This window comes from Streptomyces naganishii JCM 4654 (genome assembly GCF_014650575.1).
In the GTDB taxonomy this organism is placed as follows: Bacteria; Actinomycetota; Actinomycetes; order Streptomycetales; family Streptomycetaceae; genus Streptomyces; species Streptomyces naganishii.
The window spans coordinates 598,036-612,735 of the sequence record NZ_BMVF01000001.1; the positions used below are offsets into that span (position 1 = coordinate 598,036).

A 14,700-nucleotide genomic window follows, 5' to 3' on the forward strand; every position below is an offset into this window, starting at 1 on the left:
GTGCGGCACGTCCGGTCCTCGGGCCACGCCAGGGCGTCCTGGTCACAGCCCGTCCGCGTCGGCACGCTGATGCCGGGGCGCCTCGCCCTTCGCGCCGGCCGCGGTGCCGTCCTCGGGGGCGGACTTGGCGAACGCGTCGTCCGCGCGCGGCGGTGTGATCATCGGCCGCGTCGGCATGGCCACGAACGTCGTCGGCAGATCCGGCGCGTTCTCCCGGCCCGCGTTGGCGATCACCACGGCGATGTAGGGCAGGATCAGGCCGAGTACCAGGGCCGCGATCGCCACGTACCGCTCGACGTTCCACAGCGCCACGGCGAGGATCACCGACAGGGTGCGGACCGTCATCGAGATGACGTAGCGCCGCTGCCGGCCGCGTACGTCGTCCTGGAGGCCCGTCCGGGCTCCCGTGATCCGGAAAACCTGGGCGTTGCCGTCGCCGTGCTGTTTCCGCATCACTTTCCACCATCCGTCCGCATCGGATCGTCCGTATCGGACAGTTCCCCGTCCCGTGCCCGGTCCGTGACCGGTCGGGACACCGGCACGCACATCTCCACGGTACGCCGCGCGAATGGCTCCATCGAGAGCGGGGCACCCTCCTGCCAGCGCGAACGGCCGCCGCCCCACCCGGCGGCCCCGCACGGTCCTCCGTACGGCCGCGCCGGGTGGGCGGGGTGTGGCCGGGCGCCGACACTGGGTGTGACGTTCACGCCGAAACGGACGAGGAGGCGGCCATGGGCTGGGTATGGGCGATCATCGTGGGCTTTGTGCTGGGCCTGATCGCCAAGGCGGTCATCCCCGGCAAACAGCACAGCCCGCTCTGGCTGACCACCATCTTCGGCATGCTCGGCGCGATCGTCGGCAACGCGGTCGCCGCCGCGGCGGGCGTCGGCGAGACGTCCGGCATCGACTGGATCCGCCACATCTTCCAGCTGGTGGCCGCGATCATCATCGTCGCCCTGGGCGACGCCGCCTACATGTCGCTGTGGGGCAACAAGAAGCTCCAGAGGTCCGCCCGGTAGCCGGCGTCCGCACGGACACCGGCCACCGGGCGGCGGGCGTACGGCGTCTCAGCCGCCGGTGACCTCGACCGCCGCCAGGTTCTTCTTGCCCCGGCGCAGCACCAGCCAGCGCCCGTGCAGCAGGTCCTCCTTGGCGGGGACCGCGTCCTCGGCGGTGACCTTGACGTTGTTCACATAGGCGCCGCCCTCCTTCACCGTGCGGCGGGCGGCCGACTTGCTGGCCACCAGGCCGACCTCGGCGAACAGGTCGACGACCGGGCCGGGCTCGGCCACCCGCACGTGCGGCACCTCGGACAGCGCCGCGGCCAGCGTCCGCGCGTCCAGCTCCGCCAGCTCGCCCTGACCGAACAGCGCCCTGGACGCGGCGATCACGGCGGCCGTCTGGTCCGCGCCGTGCACCAGCGTGGTCAGCTCCTCGGCCAGCGCGCGCTGCGCGGCCCGGGCCTGCGGGCGCTCCTCGGTCTGCCGCTCCAGCTCCTCCAGCTCCTCGCGGGACTTGAAGGACAGGATGCGCATGTAGCGGGAGATGTCCCGGTCGTCCACGTTCAGCCAGAACTGGTAGAACGCGTACGGCGTCGTCATCTCCGGGTCGAGCCAGACGGCGCCGCTCTCGGTCTTGCCGAACTTGGTGCCGTCCGCCTTGGTCATCAGCGGCGTCGCCAGCGCGTGCACCTCGGCCTCGGGCTCCAGCCGGTGGATCAGGTCGAGCCCCGCCGTCAGGTTGCCCCACTGGTCGCTGCCGCCCTGCTGGAGCGTGCAGCCGTACCGCCGGTAGAGCTGGAGGAAGTCCATGCCCTGGAGGATCTGGTAGCTGAACTCGGTGTAGCTGATGCCCTGGTCGGACTCCAGACGCCGGGCCACGGAGTCCTTCGTCAGCATCTTGTTGACGCGGAAGTGCTTGCCGATGTCCCGCAGGAACTCGATCGCGGACAGGCCCTGCGTCCAGTCGAGGTTGTTCACCATGACCGCGGCGTTCTCGCCCTCGAAGGACAGGAACGGCTCGATCTGGCCCCGCAGCCTGCCCACCCAGCCGGCCACCGTCTCCGGATCGTTGAGCGTGCGCTCCGCGGTGGGGCGGGGGTCGCCGATCAGGCCCGTGGCACCGCCGACCAGCGCCAGCGGCCGGTGCCCGGCCTGCTGGAGCCGGCGCACGGTGAGCACCTGGACCAGGTGCCCGACGTGCAGGGACGGCGCCGTCGGGTCGAAGCCGCAATAGAACGTGACGGGACCGTCCGCGAGCGCCTTGCGCAAAGCGTCCTCGTCAGTGGACAGGGCGAACAGCCCCCGCCACTTCAGCTCGTCGACGATGTCCGTCACGGTTCTCTTGTCTCCTCGGTGATCACGGGGCAGTCGGGTGACAGCCGACTACGAGGTTATACGCCCTGACTGACAGAGCTCATGTTGAAATCGGGGACGCGCAGCATGGGCATCGCCGCCCTGGTGAAGTAGTCGCTCCACTCCCTGGGCAGCGTCCGCTCGGTGCGCCCCGCCTCGGCCGCCCGGCCCAGCAGGTCCACCGGCGACTCGTTGAACCGGAAGTTGTTGACCTGGCCGGTCACCTCGCCGTTCTCCACCAGGTACACGCCGTCCCGGGTCAGGCCCGTGAGCAACAGGGTCGCCGGGTCCACCTCGCGGATGTACCACAGGCAGGTCAGCAGCAGCCCTCGCCCGGTGCCGGCCACCATCTCCTCGGCCGAGCGGTCGTCGCCGCCGTCGAGGATGAGGTTCCCGGCCGAGGGCGCGAGGGGCAGCCCCGTCAGGCCCGCGCTGTGCCGGGTGGTCAGCAGGTGCCGCAGCTTCCCGCCGCCGATCCACTCGGTGGCCCGCACCGGCAGCCCGTTGTCGAACACCGACCGGTCGTCCCCGGAGGAGTGCGCGACCACGAACGGCGCGCACTCCAGGCCCGGCTCGTGCGGGTCGCTGCGCAGGCTCAGCGGCAGCTCGCTGAGCCGGTCGCCGACACGGGTGCCGCCGCCGGGGCGGGAGAACACGGTGCGTCCCTCGGCCGCGTCCCGGCCCGAGGCCGACCACATCTGGTAGATGAGCAGGTCCGCGACCGCGGTGGGCGGCAGCAGCGTCTCGTAGCGGCCCGCGGGCAGTTCGATCCGCCGCTCGGCCCAGCCGAGCCGTACGGCGAGTTCCGCGTCCAGCGCCGCCGGGTCGACGTCCCTGAAGTCCCGCGTGGCCCGGCCCGCCCACGCCGAGCGCGTACGGTCCGGGGACTTGGCGTTCAGCTCCAGCGTGCCGTTGGGCTGGTCGTGCCTGAGGCGCAGCCCCGTCGACGTGCCGAGGTAGGTCGACACCAGCTCGTGGTTGGCGAAGCCGTACAGCTCGCGCCCGCCGGCACGCGCGCGGGCGAAGGACTCGCCGAGCGCCGGCGCGAAGTCGGCGAACACCGCCGAGGAGGTCTCGGCGGGCGCGTCGGTGAAGTCGGGGGACTGCGGTACGTCCGTGACCAGCGGCTGGGCGTCCTCGGCGGGCCCCGCGCCGTGCGCGGCGGCCTCGGCGGCCCGCACCAGCGGCTCCAGCTCGTCGTCGGTCACCGCCGACCGGGACACGACGCCGGAGGCGGTGCCCTCCTTGCCGTCGACGGTCGCGATGACGGTGAGCGTGCGCCCGCGCGTGACGCCGTTCGTGGTCAGCGCGTTGCCCGCCCAGCGCAGGTTGGCGGTGGAGTGCTCGTCGGCGATCACGACACAGCCGTCGGCGCGGGACAGGGAAAGGGCCCGCTCGACGACCTCGTGCGGCTTGCTGGTGCGCGGGCTCATCGACCGGCCTCCTGGGTGGTGTTCAGAATGTTGACGCCCCGGAACAGGGCCGAGGGGCAGCCGTGCGAGACGGCCGCGATCTGGCCCGGCTGGGCCTTGCCGCAGTTGAAGGCGCCGCCCAGGACGTACGTCTGCGGGCCGCCGACCGCCGCCATGGAGCCCCAGAAGTCGGTGGTGGTCGCCTGGTAGGCGACGTCCCGCAGCTGCCCGGTCAGCCGCCCGTTCTCGATGCGGAAGAACCGCTGCCCGGTGAACTGGAAGTTGTAGCGCTGCATGTCGATGGACCACGACCGGTCGCCGACCACGTAGATGCCCCGGTCGACCCCGCCGATCAGGTCCTCGGTGGACATCCCGGCCGGGTCCGGCCGCAGCGACACGTTCGCCATGCGCTGTACGGGCACATGTCCGGGGGAGTCGGCGAAGGCGCAGCCGTTGGACCGCTCGAACCCGGTCAGCCGCGCGATCCTGCGGTCCAGCTGGTAGCCGACCAGTGTCCCGTCCTTCACCAGGTCCCAGGACTGCGCCTCGACGCCCTCGTCGTCGTAGCCGACCGTGGCCAGGCCGTGCTCGGCGGTGCGGTCACCGGTGACGTTCATCAGCTCGGAGCCGTACCTGAGCTTGCCGAGCTGGTCGAAGGTGGCGAAGGAGGTGCCGGCGTAGGCGGCCTCGTAGCCGAGCGCGCGGTCCAGCTCGGTGGCGTGCCCGACCGACTCGTGGATGGTCAGCCACAGGTTGGAGGGGTCGACCACGAGGTCGTAGACACCCGCCTCGACGCTCGGCGCGCGCATCTTCTCCGCGAGCAGTCCGGGGATCCGCTCCAGCTCGCCCTCCCAGTCCCAGCCGGTCCCGGTCAGGTACTCCCAGCCGCGCCCGGCGGGCGGCGCCAGCGTGCGCATGGAGTCGAACTCCCCGCTGGACTCGTCCACCGACACGGCGGTCAGCTGCGGATGCAGCCGCACCCGCTGCTGGGTGGTCACGGTCCCGGCGGTGTCGGCGTAGAACTTGTTCTCGTGCACGGTCAGCAGCGAGGCGTCGACATGGTCGACGCCGTCGGCCGCCAGCAGCCGCGAACTCCACTCGGCGAGCAGCGCCGCCTTCTCCTCGTCCGGCACGGAGAAGGGGTCGATCTCGTACGACGACACCCAGGTCTTCTCCGCGTGCACCGGCTCCTCGGCCAGCTCGACTCGCTCCTTCGACCCGGCCGCCCGGATGACCTGCGCGGACAGCTTCGCCATCGCCACGGCCTGCGCGGCCACCCGCGCCGCCGCGTCCATGGTCAGGTCCACACCCGAGGCGAAGCCCCACGTACCGCCGTGCACGACCCGCACCGCGTACCCGAGGTCGGTGGTGTCCGACGACCCCGACAGCCGCGCGTCCCTCAGCCGCCAGGACGCGCCGCGCACCCGCTCGAACCGGAAGTCCGCGTGCTGGGCGCCCAGCGCCCGCGCCCGCGCGAGCGCCGCGTCGGCGAGGGCGCGTAGGGGAAGGGCCGTGAAGGCCTCGTCGATCGTATGTGGCACCGGGGGTCTCCCTGCTGTCGTCGCCTGTCGCTCCGATCATGTCGCGCGGGCGGCGGCCGGGACCACATGTCCGCGCGCCGAGTCCGCCGTTTTCTGTAGGGACTCGACAGTGAGTCCCGCACGTCACTGTCGGTGCCCGCTTGTCCGCCGTCGCGGTGGTACCGATAGGTTTTCGGTGAAGCCGCCTGCCGTCCACGTGTTCCGGGTGAGCAGGCGGAACGCTGAGAGAGACCGCTACGAAAGGGTGATCCGTTGAGCCGCTCGGTTCTCGTCACCGGAGGCAACCGGGGCATCGGCCTCGCCATCGCCCGCGCGTTCGCCGACGCCGGCGACCAGGTCGCGATCACGTACCGCTCGGGGGAGCCGCCGGCCGGCTTCCTCGCCGTCAAGTGCGACATCACCGACCCCGAGCAGGTGGAGCAGGCCTACAAGGAGATCGAGGCCGAGCAGGGTCCGGTCGAGGTGCTGATCGCCAACGCCGGCGTCACCAAGGACCAGTTGCTGATGCGGATGAGCGAGGAGGACTTCGTCTCGGTCATCGACACCAACCTCACCGGCACCTTCCGCGTCGTCAAGCGCGCCAACCGGGGCATGCTGCGCGCCAAGAAGGGCCGCGTCGTCCTGGTCTCCTCCGTGGTCGGTCTGCTCGGCTCGGCCGGCCAGGCCAACTACGCGGCCTCCAAGGCCGGTCTCGTCGGCTTCGCGCGCTCCCTCGCCCGTGAGCTGGGCTCGCGCAACATCACCTTCAACGTCGTCGCCCCCGGGTTCGTCGACACCGACATGACCCGCACGCTCAACGACGAGCAGCGCGAGGCGATCATGTCGCAGGTGCCGCTCGGCCGTTACGCGCAGCCGGAGGAAGTCGCCGCGGCCGTGCGGTTCCTCGCCTCGGACGAGGCCTCGTACATCACTGGAGCCGTCATCCCGGTTGACGGCGGACTGGGAATGGGTCACTGATCACCATGAGCGGAATCCTCGAGGGCAAGCGCGTCCTGATCACCGGTGTGCTGATGGAGTCCTCCATCGCCTTCCACACCGCCAAGCTGGCCCAGGAACAGGGCGCGGAGATCATCCTCACCGCCTTCCCGCGGCCCACCCTGACCGAGCGCATCGCCAAGAAGCTCCCCAGGCCCACCAAGGTCATCGAGCTCGACGTCACCAACGACGAGCACCTCGGGCGCCTGGCCGACCTGGTCGCCGAGGAGCTCGGCGGGCTCGACGGCGTGGTGCACTCCATCGGCTTCGCGCCGCAGGACGCGCTCGGCGGCAACTTCCTCAACACGCCCTTCGAGTCGGTGTCCACCGCCATGCACGTCTCGGCGTTCTCCCTGAAGTCGCTGACCATGGCCTGCCTGCCGCTGATGCAGAACGGCGGCTCGGTCGTCGGCCTCACCTTCGACGCCTCCTTCGCCTGGCCGCAGTACGACTGGATGGGCCCCGCCAAGGCGGCGCTGGAGGCCACCAGCCGTTACCTCGCCCGGGACCTGGGCAAGCAGAACATCCGCTGCAACCTGATCTCGGCCGGTCCGCTCGGCTCGATGGCCGCCAAGTCCATCCCGGGCTTCGACGAGCTGGCCTCGGTCTGGGACACCCGTTCGCCGCTGGAGTGGGACCTCAAGAACCCCGAGCCGGCCGGCCGGGGTGTCGTGGCGCTGCTGAGCGACTGGTTCCCGAAGACCACCGGCGAGATCGTCCACGTGGACGGCGGTCTGCACGCCATCGGCGCGTGACGCCCGCCGCCTCAGGCGGCACACGGCGCATGGGCCCGCGCCCCTTCGGGGGTGCGGGCCCATGCGTGTTCCGGGGCGTCCGGCGGCGGCAGCCGCTCCGTTCACCCGGTCGGAGTATCCGGCCGGGCGGGGCGCGGCCTTCGGGCCGACGCTTGGAGTACGCCCCTCACCTGGCGTTTCCTCCCCAGCCCGGCCGAGGAGGTCCCTGTGCGCCTGTCCCGCAGCGTGGCCTCGGTGACCGTGGCCGTCGCGCTCGTACTGTCCCTGCCGTACGAGGCGATGCCGCACGCGCGCGTGCGGACCGGCCCGCCCACGGCGGCCGAACCCTTCGGCGCCACCTGCCGCACCAGCGTCTCGGGGTCCCGGGTGACCGCCTACTGCCACAACCCGTACCCCGGTACCGACCGGGTCGGCCTGCACATCGAGTGCGCCCGCTGGTGGGACCTGGACAGCGACGGCTCACCGGTGGACGTGGGACCCGCGCAGACCGTGCGGCTGACCGGCCGCTGCTGGATGGAGGTCCGCTCGGCCTGGGTCAGCCACGAGCGCGCCTAGGGCATCTCCCGGAGGCGGCCCGGACGGCACAGGAACGGATAGCTCGCCGCCTCCGCCCCGGCGGCCTCGGCGTCGCCCGCGCGGAGCGCGTCGAGCAGCCGCGTGTGGTCCATGTACGTGTCCGGCGTCAGCTCGGCGCCGACGTCCGCGCGCAGCCAGTCCCGCAGCACCTCGCCGAGGTCCGCGTACATCGCGGTGATCACGTCGTTGTGGGAGGCGGCCACGACCGCCAGGTGGAAGGTGGAGTCCGCGGTCACGAACGCTTCCGCGTCGCCGGACTCCCAGGCCTCCTCGCGGCGCAGCAACTGCGCGTGCAGCTGCTTGAGGTCCTTCTCGGTGCGCCGCTCGGCGGCCAGTCTCGCCGCGGCCGACTCCAGGGCGGAGCGCAGTTCGGCGATGTGCCGCGGGTCGGCGCCGGCGAAGCGGCGGTGCATCACGCCCGCCAGTTCGCTGGTGGCCACGACGTACGTGCCCGAGCCCTGGCGGATGTCGAGCAGGCCGTTGTGCGCGAGCGCGCGGACCGCCTCGCGGACGGTGTTGCGGGCCACCCCCAGCTGCTCCACCAGCTCGGGCTCGGTGGGGATGCGGGAGCCCACCGGCCACTCGCCCGAGGTGATCTGGTTCCGCAACGCCGCGATGACCTGCTCGGACAGCGCCGAGCGGCGCGGATGGCTCAGGGGCATGGCACACCTTCGCACGCGGGGCACCGGGAGCGGGTCCCGGAGCAGGGACGGCCAATCATCCCATCATTCTATGATGGGCCGCATGGCATGCGAGGAAACAACCCGGACGACGTCAACGACCGACCCCGCACCGGCCGCGACCGCCGCCACCGGGAAGTCCGGCGAGCCGGGCGAGCACCGGGAGGCGTCCATGCCCCCCGAGCCCGGCACGGCGGGTTCCACGCGCGCGTGGACGACGCGTCTGATCATCGTCGGCATAGTGCTGGCGGCGCTGAACCTGCGCCCCGCCATCACCAGCCTGGGCGCCCTCCTGGAGGAGGTCCGCGGCGGGCTCGGCATGAGCGGCAGCGTGGCCGGCGTGCTCACCTCGGTGCCCCCACTCTGCTTCGCCGTCTTCGGCGTCATGGCGCCCCGCCTCGCCCGCCGCTTCGGCCTGGCGGCCGTGGTGTGCGCGGGCATGGCCGCCATCACCGCCGGCCTGCTGATCCGGCCGTACGCCGGCGGCACGGCCGCGTTCCTGGCCGCCAGCGCGCTCGCCCTCATGGGCATCGCCGTCAGCAACGTCCTCATGCCGGTCATAGTCAAGCGCTGGTTCCCCGACCGGGTCGGGTCCATGACCGGCCTGTACTCGATGGCCCTCGCGCTCGGCACCTCGGCCGCCGCCGCGGCGACCGTGCCGCTGACCGGCGCGCTCGGCGGCGGCTGGCAGGCGGGGCTCGCCGCGTGGGCGGCACTCGCCGCGGTCGCCGTACTGCCGTGGCTCGCGCTCCTACGGGGGCGGGGCCCGGCGGACGGGAGCCGGGGGACGGCCTCCTCCGGTCGGGCGCAGGCCCGGCCGGACCGTGAGCCCGCGCGGGACGACGCGTCCGGCGCCGGCGAGCACCGGGCTCCCGCGCGGGAGGCGCAGCCGCCGGTGCTGCGGATCACCCGGAGCCGTACCGCCTGGGCGCTGGCCGTGTTCTTCGGCCTCCAGTCCACCGCCGCCTACATCACCATGGGCTGGATGGCCCAGATCTTCCGCGACGCCGGCGTGCCCGCCGGGACGGCCGGACTGCTGCTCGCCGTCACCATGGTCATGGGCGTGCCGCTCGCCTTCGTCATCCCGCGCGTGGCCACCCGGCTGCCCCGCCAGGGCCCGATCGTGCTGGTGCTCGGCGTCTGCGGCCTCGCCGGCTACGCCGGCCTGTACCTCGCGCCGGCCGCCGGCGCCTGGGCGTGGGCCCTGCTCCTCGGCGTGTCCAACTGCGCCTTCCCGCTCGCGCTCACCATGGTCGGCATGCGGGCCCGCACCGGCGCGGGCGTGGCCCAGCTCTCGGCGTTCGCGCAGAGCACCGGCTACCTGATCTCCATTCCGGGGCCCCTGCTGGTCGGCGTGCTGTACCAGAGCAGCGGCGGCTGGGGGCTGCCGATCGCGCTCATGGCCGGGCTGATGGTCCCGCAGATGGTGGTGGGCTGCTTCGCGGGGCGCGACCGCACGGTGGAGGAGGAGGCGACGCGCTGAGGGCCCCGGGAGCGGGGGCGCGGGCAAAGGGTGCGACACTGGGCGCATGCAGCCTGTGCTCGATCCCAACCCGCCGAACGGCCAGAAGAAGATGCTGCTCGTCTTCGGCTCGTTCTTCGCCATCTTCGTGATCATCGCCATCGTCGCGACGATCGCCTCGCCCTGATCCTCATCGCGCCGCACCGGCCCGTGGTAGGGCTGGCACCACCATCCCCTAGGGGGCCAGGGTCAGGGTCAAGTGGGTGGATCACCGGATGGGCCGCGGGGCGCCCGCTGCGTAACTTCGAGATGTGACCGCGGGCGGCGGTCCCAGGACCACTCGAAGACCAGCGGAGGCGATCATGTCGGCCCCTACGCACACCCGGCCCCACCCGGCGTCCCGGGGCGGCGCCGCCAACCGGCTGCCGTGGTGGGCCCTGGCCCTCCCGGCCCTCGCCTTCGTCACGCTGCTCGCCCTGATACTGGACCCGTCGAACGCGCATGCGGCAAGCGGCGACCCGGCGGTCACCCAGCTGCTCCAGCGCGCGCAGGAACTGCTGGCCCGCTGAGGAAAGCCGCATGTCAACTCCCTGCGCCGCGTGGCCTGTTTCATGCGAAGCTGGGAGCCATGAGCGTCGCAGAACCCCGCAGGATCGTCCTCTTCCGGCATGCGAAAGCCGACTGGCCCCAGGTGACCGACCACGAGCGACCGCTCGCCGAGCGTGGCCGCACGGACGCCGCAGTCGCCGGACGCAAGCTGGCCGACACCGGCATCCCCATCGACCTGGCCCTGTGCTCGACCGCGGCCCGCACCCGCGAGACCTGGAAGCTCGCGGTCCACGAACTGCCGCACCGGCCGAAAACCGTCTATGAGGAGCGGGTCTACGAGGCTTCGCCCGGCGAGCTGATCACCGTCCTCAACGAGACGCCGGACGACGTGCAGAACCTCGTCCTGATCGGCCACAACCCCGGCGTCCAGGGCCTGGCCGAGGTGCTGTCCGGTTCCGCCGACCCAGAGGCCCGCGAGCGGATGAGCCGCCGCGGATTCCCCGCCGCCGCCTTCGCCGTCGTCTCCTTCGACGGCTCCTGGAAGAGCCTGGAGCCGGGCGTGGCCACGCTGCTCGACTACTGGGCGCCCTCGGACTGACCGCACCCCCGTGCCGGTCCGCGGGGGGCCCGCCCCGGCGGCCCGCGCGGGACGAGTGCCCCGCGCGGGAGGCCCGGCAGCCCTGGGGGCGCCGGGCCTCATGGCGTACTGGGGGCTCAGTGCTCCTCGTGCGCGTCGGCCGCCTCGACCTCCTCGCGGGTGACCCCGAGGAGGTACAGGACGGTGTCCAGGAACGGCACGTTCACCGCGGTGTGCGCCGCCTCGCGGACCACCGGCTTGGCGTTGAAGGCGACGCCGAGACCGGCCGCGTTGAGCATGTCCAGATCGTTGGCGCCGTCCCCGATCGCCACCGTCTGCGACAGCGGCACGCCCGCCTGCGCGGCGAACCGGCGCAGCAGCCGCGCCTTGCCCGCCCGGTCGACGATCTCGCCGGTGACCCGCCCCGTGAGCCTGCCGTCGACGATCTCCAGGGTGTTGGCCTGCGCGAAGTCCAGGCCCAGCCGCTCCTTGAGGTCGTCGGTGACCTGGGTGAACCCGCCCGAGACGACACCCACCTGGTAGCCGAGCCGCTTGAGCGTACGGATCAGGGTGCGCGCGCCCGGCGTGAGCCGGACCTCGCTGCGGACCTTGTCCACCACCGAGGCGTCCAGCCCCTCGAGCAGCGCCACGCGCGCGTGCAGCGACTGCTCGAAGTCCAGCTCGCCGCGCATCGCGGCCGCCGTCACCTCGGCGACCTTGTCCTCGCAGCCGGCGTGGGCGGCGAAGAGCTCGATCACCTCGTCCTGGATGAGCGTGGAGTCCACGTCCATCACCACCAGGCGCTGCGCCCGCCGGTGCAGGCCCGCCGCGACCACCGCGACATCGACACCCAGTGCCGCCGCGTCCGTGGCCAGCGCGGTGCGCAGCGGCTCGGTCTCTACGCCGGACACCGCGAACTCCACTGCCGTGACCGGGTACTTGGCGAGCCGGAAGATACGGTCGATGTTGCCGCCGGCCTTGGTGATGCGCGCCGCGATCTGGGCGGTCGCCTCGGCGGTGAGCGGGTGGCCGAGGACGGTGACCAGGGAGCGCCCCGAGCCGCGCGGCCGGTTGTCGCCCCGGCCGGAGATGATCTCCGCCTGCATCTTCATCGACTCGGCCCAGCTGTGCACGGTGGCCCGCAGGTCGCCCTCCAGCCCGGCGGGCGGCTGGGTGACGAGCGCGCACAGCACCATCCGGCCACGGGTGACGACCTGCTCGATGTCGACCACGTCGACGGAGTAGGCCGCGAGGGTGTCGAAGAGTCCGGCCGTGATGCCCGGCCTGTCCTTCCCGAAGATCTTGACGAGAAGGGTGGGTTCGTCGGCAGTCTGCGATGCGCTCATGGTGTTTCCACCGTATCCGGCACCCAGTGCCTCACGCCCCTCAGGTCCGCCTGGCGGACAGGTATTCGGGTCGTCACTTCTTCGGCGGCCGGGGAGGCCTCGGCGGCGGGGGAACGTCGTCGGGCGGGGGCGGCGGCCACTCGCCCGCGCGGGGCCGCGTCCGCCGCTCCGGCGGACGCGGGGGCGGGGGCGGCACCGGCCCGATCATCGTCGGAGCCCCGGCGACATCGCCGTCCCCGTCCGGCTTGGAGCCGTGGTCGGGGTCGGGCAACCGCAGGTAGGGATTGGTGTCGGGGTTCGGCGGCCGATACGGCACCTGCGGCACGTAGGGCCCGGCCTGCCCGTCCCGGCCCCCAAGGCCGCCTGCTCCGCCCCCGTCCCCGCCACGTCCGCTCCGGCCGTCCCCGCCACGTCCGCTCCGGCCGCCCTCGCGGCTTCCGGTCTGCCCGTCCCCGCCGCTGCCGGTCCGCCACGCCTCGCCGCTTCCCCTCCGCCCGTCCTCGCCGCTTCCCCTCCGCCCGTCCCCGGTCGGCGGAGCAGCAGCCCCGGTCCACGCGTCGCGGGCCCCGGAAGCAGGGTTCCCAACTCGCCCACCCCGGCCACCGGGAGCAGCGGCTTCCCCTCGTCCGTACCCGGGACCGTACGGTTCCGCCCGCCCGTCCCGGGCCCCGGTGGCCGGGGATGCGGCTTGCCCGTCCGGGGCTCCGGGAGCAGCGGCTCCCTCTGGTCCTTGACCGGGCCCATACGACTCCGCCTGCCCGCCCCACCGCCGGGTGGCGTCCCAACCCCCCGGTCCCGTTTCCTCCCACCGCCGGGTGGCGTCCCGACCACCCGGCCCCGCTTCCCCCCACCGTCCGGCACCGCCCGCCGGGCTCCCCGCGGGGATGCCCGGGCCGGGTACCGCGGTACCCGCCGCCGGGCCCGGTACCGCGGCGGCCAGTGCCATGGGCGCCGCCCGGCGGCCCGCTGCTCCCGTCGCGGTCGCCAGGAGGGCGCCCGCGGCACCCGCGCCGGCGCCCCACGCGGCGCCCAGCAGCAGCGCCGTACCCATGTGCCCGTGCAGCTCGATCCCCGCGCCGAACGCGTCGAAGCCCAGTACCGACAGCGAGGCGTCCACGGACACCTCCGTCAGCCAGGCGAGCAGCGGGAGGGCGAGCGCGGTCACGACGCCCAGCCGCAGCGCGCACCGTCCCGCGAACCCGAGGGCGCCCCGGCCGCCCTCACCGGCGGGCACGGGAGTCCGTACCGCCGTCAGCACTCCCGCCAGCAGCATCATCAGCGCCGCCGCGACCCCCAGCAGCCATACCCGGCCGTCCAGTTGGGCCAGCCGCCCCAGCGTGACCGGCTGGTCCGAGTGCACGCTCAGCAACTGGTCCAGCGGATGGGGCAGCAACTTGGCCAGTTCGCCCGTGGCCTTGCCGTCCCACGGCACGAACAGGCCGAGCGGGATGCCGAGCCACACCCCGTTCGGCGCTCCGAGCAGCGCGGCGCCCGCGATGCGCCGGGGATGGGCGTCCCCGATCGCCGCGTACCCGGCCGCCGCCAGACCCGCGACGACCGCCACCAGTAACACGCTCACCAGCGCCGATACGGCCGGCCGCACGATGCGGTGCACGGCCTGCCAGCCGCGCGGCAGCGGGGCGCGGCGCGAGGCGAGCAGGGCGACGAACAGGATCCCCGCCGACCAGCAGAGCCCGCCGAACAGGGTCGGCGCGGTGTCAACGGTGAACCCCACGGCCGCCTTGGCGTCGATCAGCTTGCCGACGTTGTCCGGCAGCAGCCCCCCGATGTCCCCGAGGTCGCCGAGCCCGGGAATGCTCACGCCCCCCGAACTCCCGCCGCCCGGCAGCCGGTCGAGCCCGAGCGAGCCGCCGTCGATCGTGACGACGTCGTGACCGGCCCAGGCCAGGCCGCCCATCATCGCCACGAACAGCGCCACCACCGCCCCCGCCCGCGCCAGCAGTTCGGCCGGCGCGATCACAACTCCCGCCGAGCGGAGGGACCGCAGGAAGAAGTACGACAGCAGCAGCGCACCGGCCAGCCCTACCCCCAGTGGCGTGATCTGGATGGCGGTGTGCGCCTCGGCCCCCTTGAGGCCGAACGCCGACACGTCCCCGGACGGCTTGACCGCACCACCCGCCCCAAGTGCCACCACCGCCGCGGTCATCGGCCCGAGCGAGGCCGCCGAGTCGGCGCCCAGCAGATGCAGACCCAGCGCGGCCGTGCCGGCCATCCCCACCAACGCCCAGCTCACGCAGGCGATCGCGGACAACAGCACGTCCGGCCACGGCGGACGGACGCCGTGACCGGCGGTGGTCCCGACTCGCTCGGCAGCACTCATGGCAGACCCCCCGATCCGCGGTGCGGCGACGCGGCCGCACATGTCCCCCTCGCGTGGAATACCACTCTCCGGCCCGGTTTCAACCCCGTCAACGCAAACTGTCGAAGCGTGCGTTACGTACTCATGACAAGG

The 14,700-nt window shown here is 73.0% G+C and carries 15 protein-coding genes; 8 read left to right on the forward strand and 7 right to left on the reverse strand.

The annotated features are described in order from the left end of the window. Positions 1-42: 42 nt before the first annotated feature. Positions 43-453: a DUF3099 domain-containing protein gene (locus IE217_RS02685; RefSeq protein WP_190176032.1), complete on the reverse strand. Its 411-nt coding sequence runs from the start codon at positions 451-453 to the stop codon at positions 43-45. A 278-nt stretch (positions 454-731) separates the two neighbouring features. Here IE217_RS02685 and IE217_RS02690 point away from each other — a divergent pair, with 278 nt between their 5' ends. Next, on the forward strand, positions 732-1,019 hold the full coding sequence (locus IE217_RS02690; protein WP_190176033.1) for a GlsB/YeaQ/YmgE family stress response membrane protein: 288 nt from the start codon (positions 732-734) through the stop codon (positions 1,017-1,019). Between the two features lie 48 nt (positions 1,020-1,067). On the opposite strand, the gene tyrS is transcribed toward IE217_RS02690, so the two are convergent. The 3 genes from tyrS to IE217_RS02705 are packed head-to-tail and all read right to left on the reverse strand — an operon-like array spanning position 1,068 to position 5,307. After that, the gene (tyrS, locus tag IE217_RS02695; protein ID WP_190176034.1) at positions 1,068-2,336 is read right to left on the reverse strand and encodes a tyrosine--tRNA ligase; all 1,269 of its coding nucleotides are present in this window, start codon (positions 2,334-2,336) and stop codon (positions 1,068-1,070) included. A gap of 56 nt (positions 2,337-2,392) precedes the next feature. After that, on the reverse strand, positions 2,393-3,787 hold the full coding sequence (locus IE217_RS02700; protein WP_190176035.1) for a TldD/PmbA family protein: 1,395 nt from the start codon (positions 3,785-3,787) through the stop codon (positions 2,393-2,395). After that, on the reverse strand, positions 3,784-5,307 hold the full coding sequence (locus tag IE217_RS02705) for a TldD/PmbA family protein (RefSeq protein ID WP_190176036.1): 1,524 nt from the start codon (positions 5,305-5,307) through the stop codon (positions 3,784-3,786). Before IE217_RS02705 ends, IE217_RS02700 begins: the two co-directional genes overlap by 4 nt. A 252-nt stretch (positions 5,308-5,559) precedes the next feature. On the opposite strand from IE217_RS02705, the gene fabG reads away from it, so the two are divergent. The 3 genes from fabG to IE217_RS02720 all read left to right on the forward strand — a co-directional run bounded on the left by fabG (position 5,560) and on the right by IE217_RS02720 (position 7,592). After that, complete coding sequence (gene fabG, locus IE217_RS02710) at positions 5,560-6,264, forward strand: 3-oxoacyl-[acyl-carrier-protein] reductase (protein ID WP_190176037.1); 705 nt, start codon at positions 5,560-5,562, stop codon at positions 6,262-6,264. Between the two features lie 5 nt (positions 6,265-6,269). Beyond that, the gene (gene fabI, locus IE217_RS02715) at positions 6,270-7,037 is read left to right on the forward strand and encodes an enoyl-ACP reductase FabI (RefSeq protein ID WP_190176038.1); all 768 of its coding nucleotides are present in this window, start codon (positions 6,270-6,272) and stop codon (positions 7,035-7,037) included. A gap of 207 nt (positions 7,038-7,244) precedes the next feature. Then, positions 7,245-7,592, forward strand: coding sequence for a hypothetical protein (locus IE217_RS02720; RefSeq protein ID WP_190176039.1), 348 nt, complete (start codon positions 7,245-7,247; stop codon positions 7,590-7,592). On the opposite strand, the gene IE217_RS02725 is transcribed toward IE217_RS02720, so the two are convergent. Then, positions 7,589-8,275: a FadR/GntR family transcriptional regulator gene (locus tag IE217_RS02725; RefSeq protein WP_190176040.1), complete on the reverse strand. Its 687-nt coding sequence runs from the start codon at positions 8,273-8,275 to the stop codon at positions 7,589-7,591. The two genes, IE217_RS02720 and IE217_RS02725, sit on opposite strands and share 4 nt — an antisense overlap. A 70-nt stretch (positions 8,276-8,345) precedes the next feature. Here IE217_RS02725 and IE217_RS02730 point away from each other — a divergent pair, with 70 nt between their 5' ends. The 4 genes from IE217_RS02730 (at position 8,346) to IE217_RS02740 (ending at position 10,902) form a co-directional block, all read left to right on the forward strand. Beyond that, a complete protein-coding gene (locus IE217_RS02730) occupies positions 8,346-9,776 on the forward strand; it encodes a CynX/NimT family MFS transporter (protein ID WP_373297944.1) in 1,431 nt (476 codons plus the stop codon). A 46-nt stretch (positions 9,777-9,822) separates the two neighbouring features. Then, positions 9,823-9,942 (forward strand): SGM_5486 family transporter-associated protein, encoded by a 120-nt coding sequence (locus tag IE217_RS35040; protein WP_268249123.1) that lies wholly within the window; start codon positions 9,823-9,825, stop codon positions 9,940-9,942. A gap of 175 nt (positions 9,943-10,117) precedes the next feature. Continuing rightward, positions 10,118-10,324, forward strand: coding sequence for a hypothetical protein (locus IE217_RS02735; RefSeq protein ID WP_190176042.1), 207 nt, complete (start codon positions 10,118-10,120; stop codon positions 10,322-10,324). A 59-nt stretch (positions 10,325-10,383) separates the two neighbouring features. Beyond that, entirely contained in the window at positions 10,384-10,902 is a 519-nt protein-coding gene (locus IE217_RS02740) for a SixA phosphatase family protein (protein WP_190176043.1), read from the forward strand. A 116-nt stretch (positions 10,903-11,018) separates the two neighbouring features. Here the strand turns inward: IE217_RS02740 and serB are convergent, their stop codons facing one another. Beyond that, complete coding sequence (serB, locus tag IE217_RS02745; protein WP_190176044.1) at positions 11,019-12,227, reverse strand: phosphoserine phosphatase SerB; 1,209 nt, start codon at positions 12,225-12,227, stop codon at positions 11,019-11,021. Between the two features lie 73 nt (positions 12,228-12,300). Beyond that, on the reverse strand, positions 12,301-14,568 hold the full coding sequence (locus tag IE217_RS02750) for a streptophobe family protein (protein ID WP_190176045.1): 2,268 nt from the start codon (positions 14,566-14,568) through the stop codon (positions 12,301-12,303). Between the last annotated feature and the right edge of the window lie 132 nt (positions 14,569-14,700).

Excerpts from the sequence above, each read along its gene's own strand:
- IE217_RS02685 (WP_190176032.1), bottom strand. The coding sequence starts at position 453 with ATGCGGAAACAGCACGGCGACGGCAACGCCCAGGTTTTCCGGATCACG.
- IE217_RS02690 (WP_190176033.1), top strand. The coding sequence starts at position 732 with ATGGGCTGGGTATGGGCGATCATCGTGGGCTTTGTGCTGGGCCTGATC.
- IE217_RS02700 (WP_190176035.1), bottom strand. The coding sequence starts at position 3,787 with ATGAGCCCGCGCACCAGCAAGCCGCACGAGGTCGTCGAGCGGGCCCTT.
- fabI (WP_190176038.1), top strand. The coding sequence starts at position 6,270 with ATGAGCGGAATCCTCGAGGGCAAGCGCGTCCTGATCACCGGTGTGCTG.
- IE217_RS02725 (WP_190176040.1), bottom strand. The coding sequence starts at position 8,275 with ATGCCCCTGAGCCATCCGCGCCGCTCGGCGCTGTCCGAGCAGGTCATC.
- IE217_RS02730 (WP_373297944.1), top strand. The coding sequence starts at position 8,346 with ATGATGGGCCGCATGGCATGCGAGGAAACAACCCGGACGACGTCAACG.
- IE217_RS35040 (WP_268249123.1), top strand. The coding sequence starts at position 9,823 with ATGCAGCCTGTGCTCGATCCCAACCCGCCGAACGGCCAGAAGAAGATG.
- IE217_RS02735 (WP_190176042.1), top strand. The coding sequence starts at position 10,118 with ATGTCGGCCCCTACGCACACCCGGCCCCACCCGGCGTCCCGGGGCGGC.
- IE217_RS02740 (WP_190176043.1), top strand. The coding sequence starts at position 10,384 with ATGAGCGTCGCAGAACCCCGCAGGATCGTCCTCTTCCGGCATGCGAAA.
- serB (WP_190176044.1), bottom strand. The coding sequence starts at position 12,227 with ATGAGCGCATCGCAGACTGCCGACGAACCCACCCTTCTCGTCAAGATC.
- IE217_RS02750 (WP_190176045.1), bottom strand. The coding sequence starts at position 14,568 with ATGAGTGCTGCCGAGCGAGTCGGGACCACCGCCGGTCACGGCGTCCGT.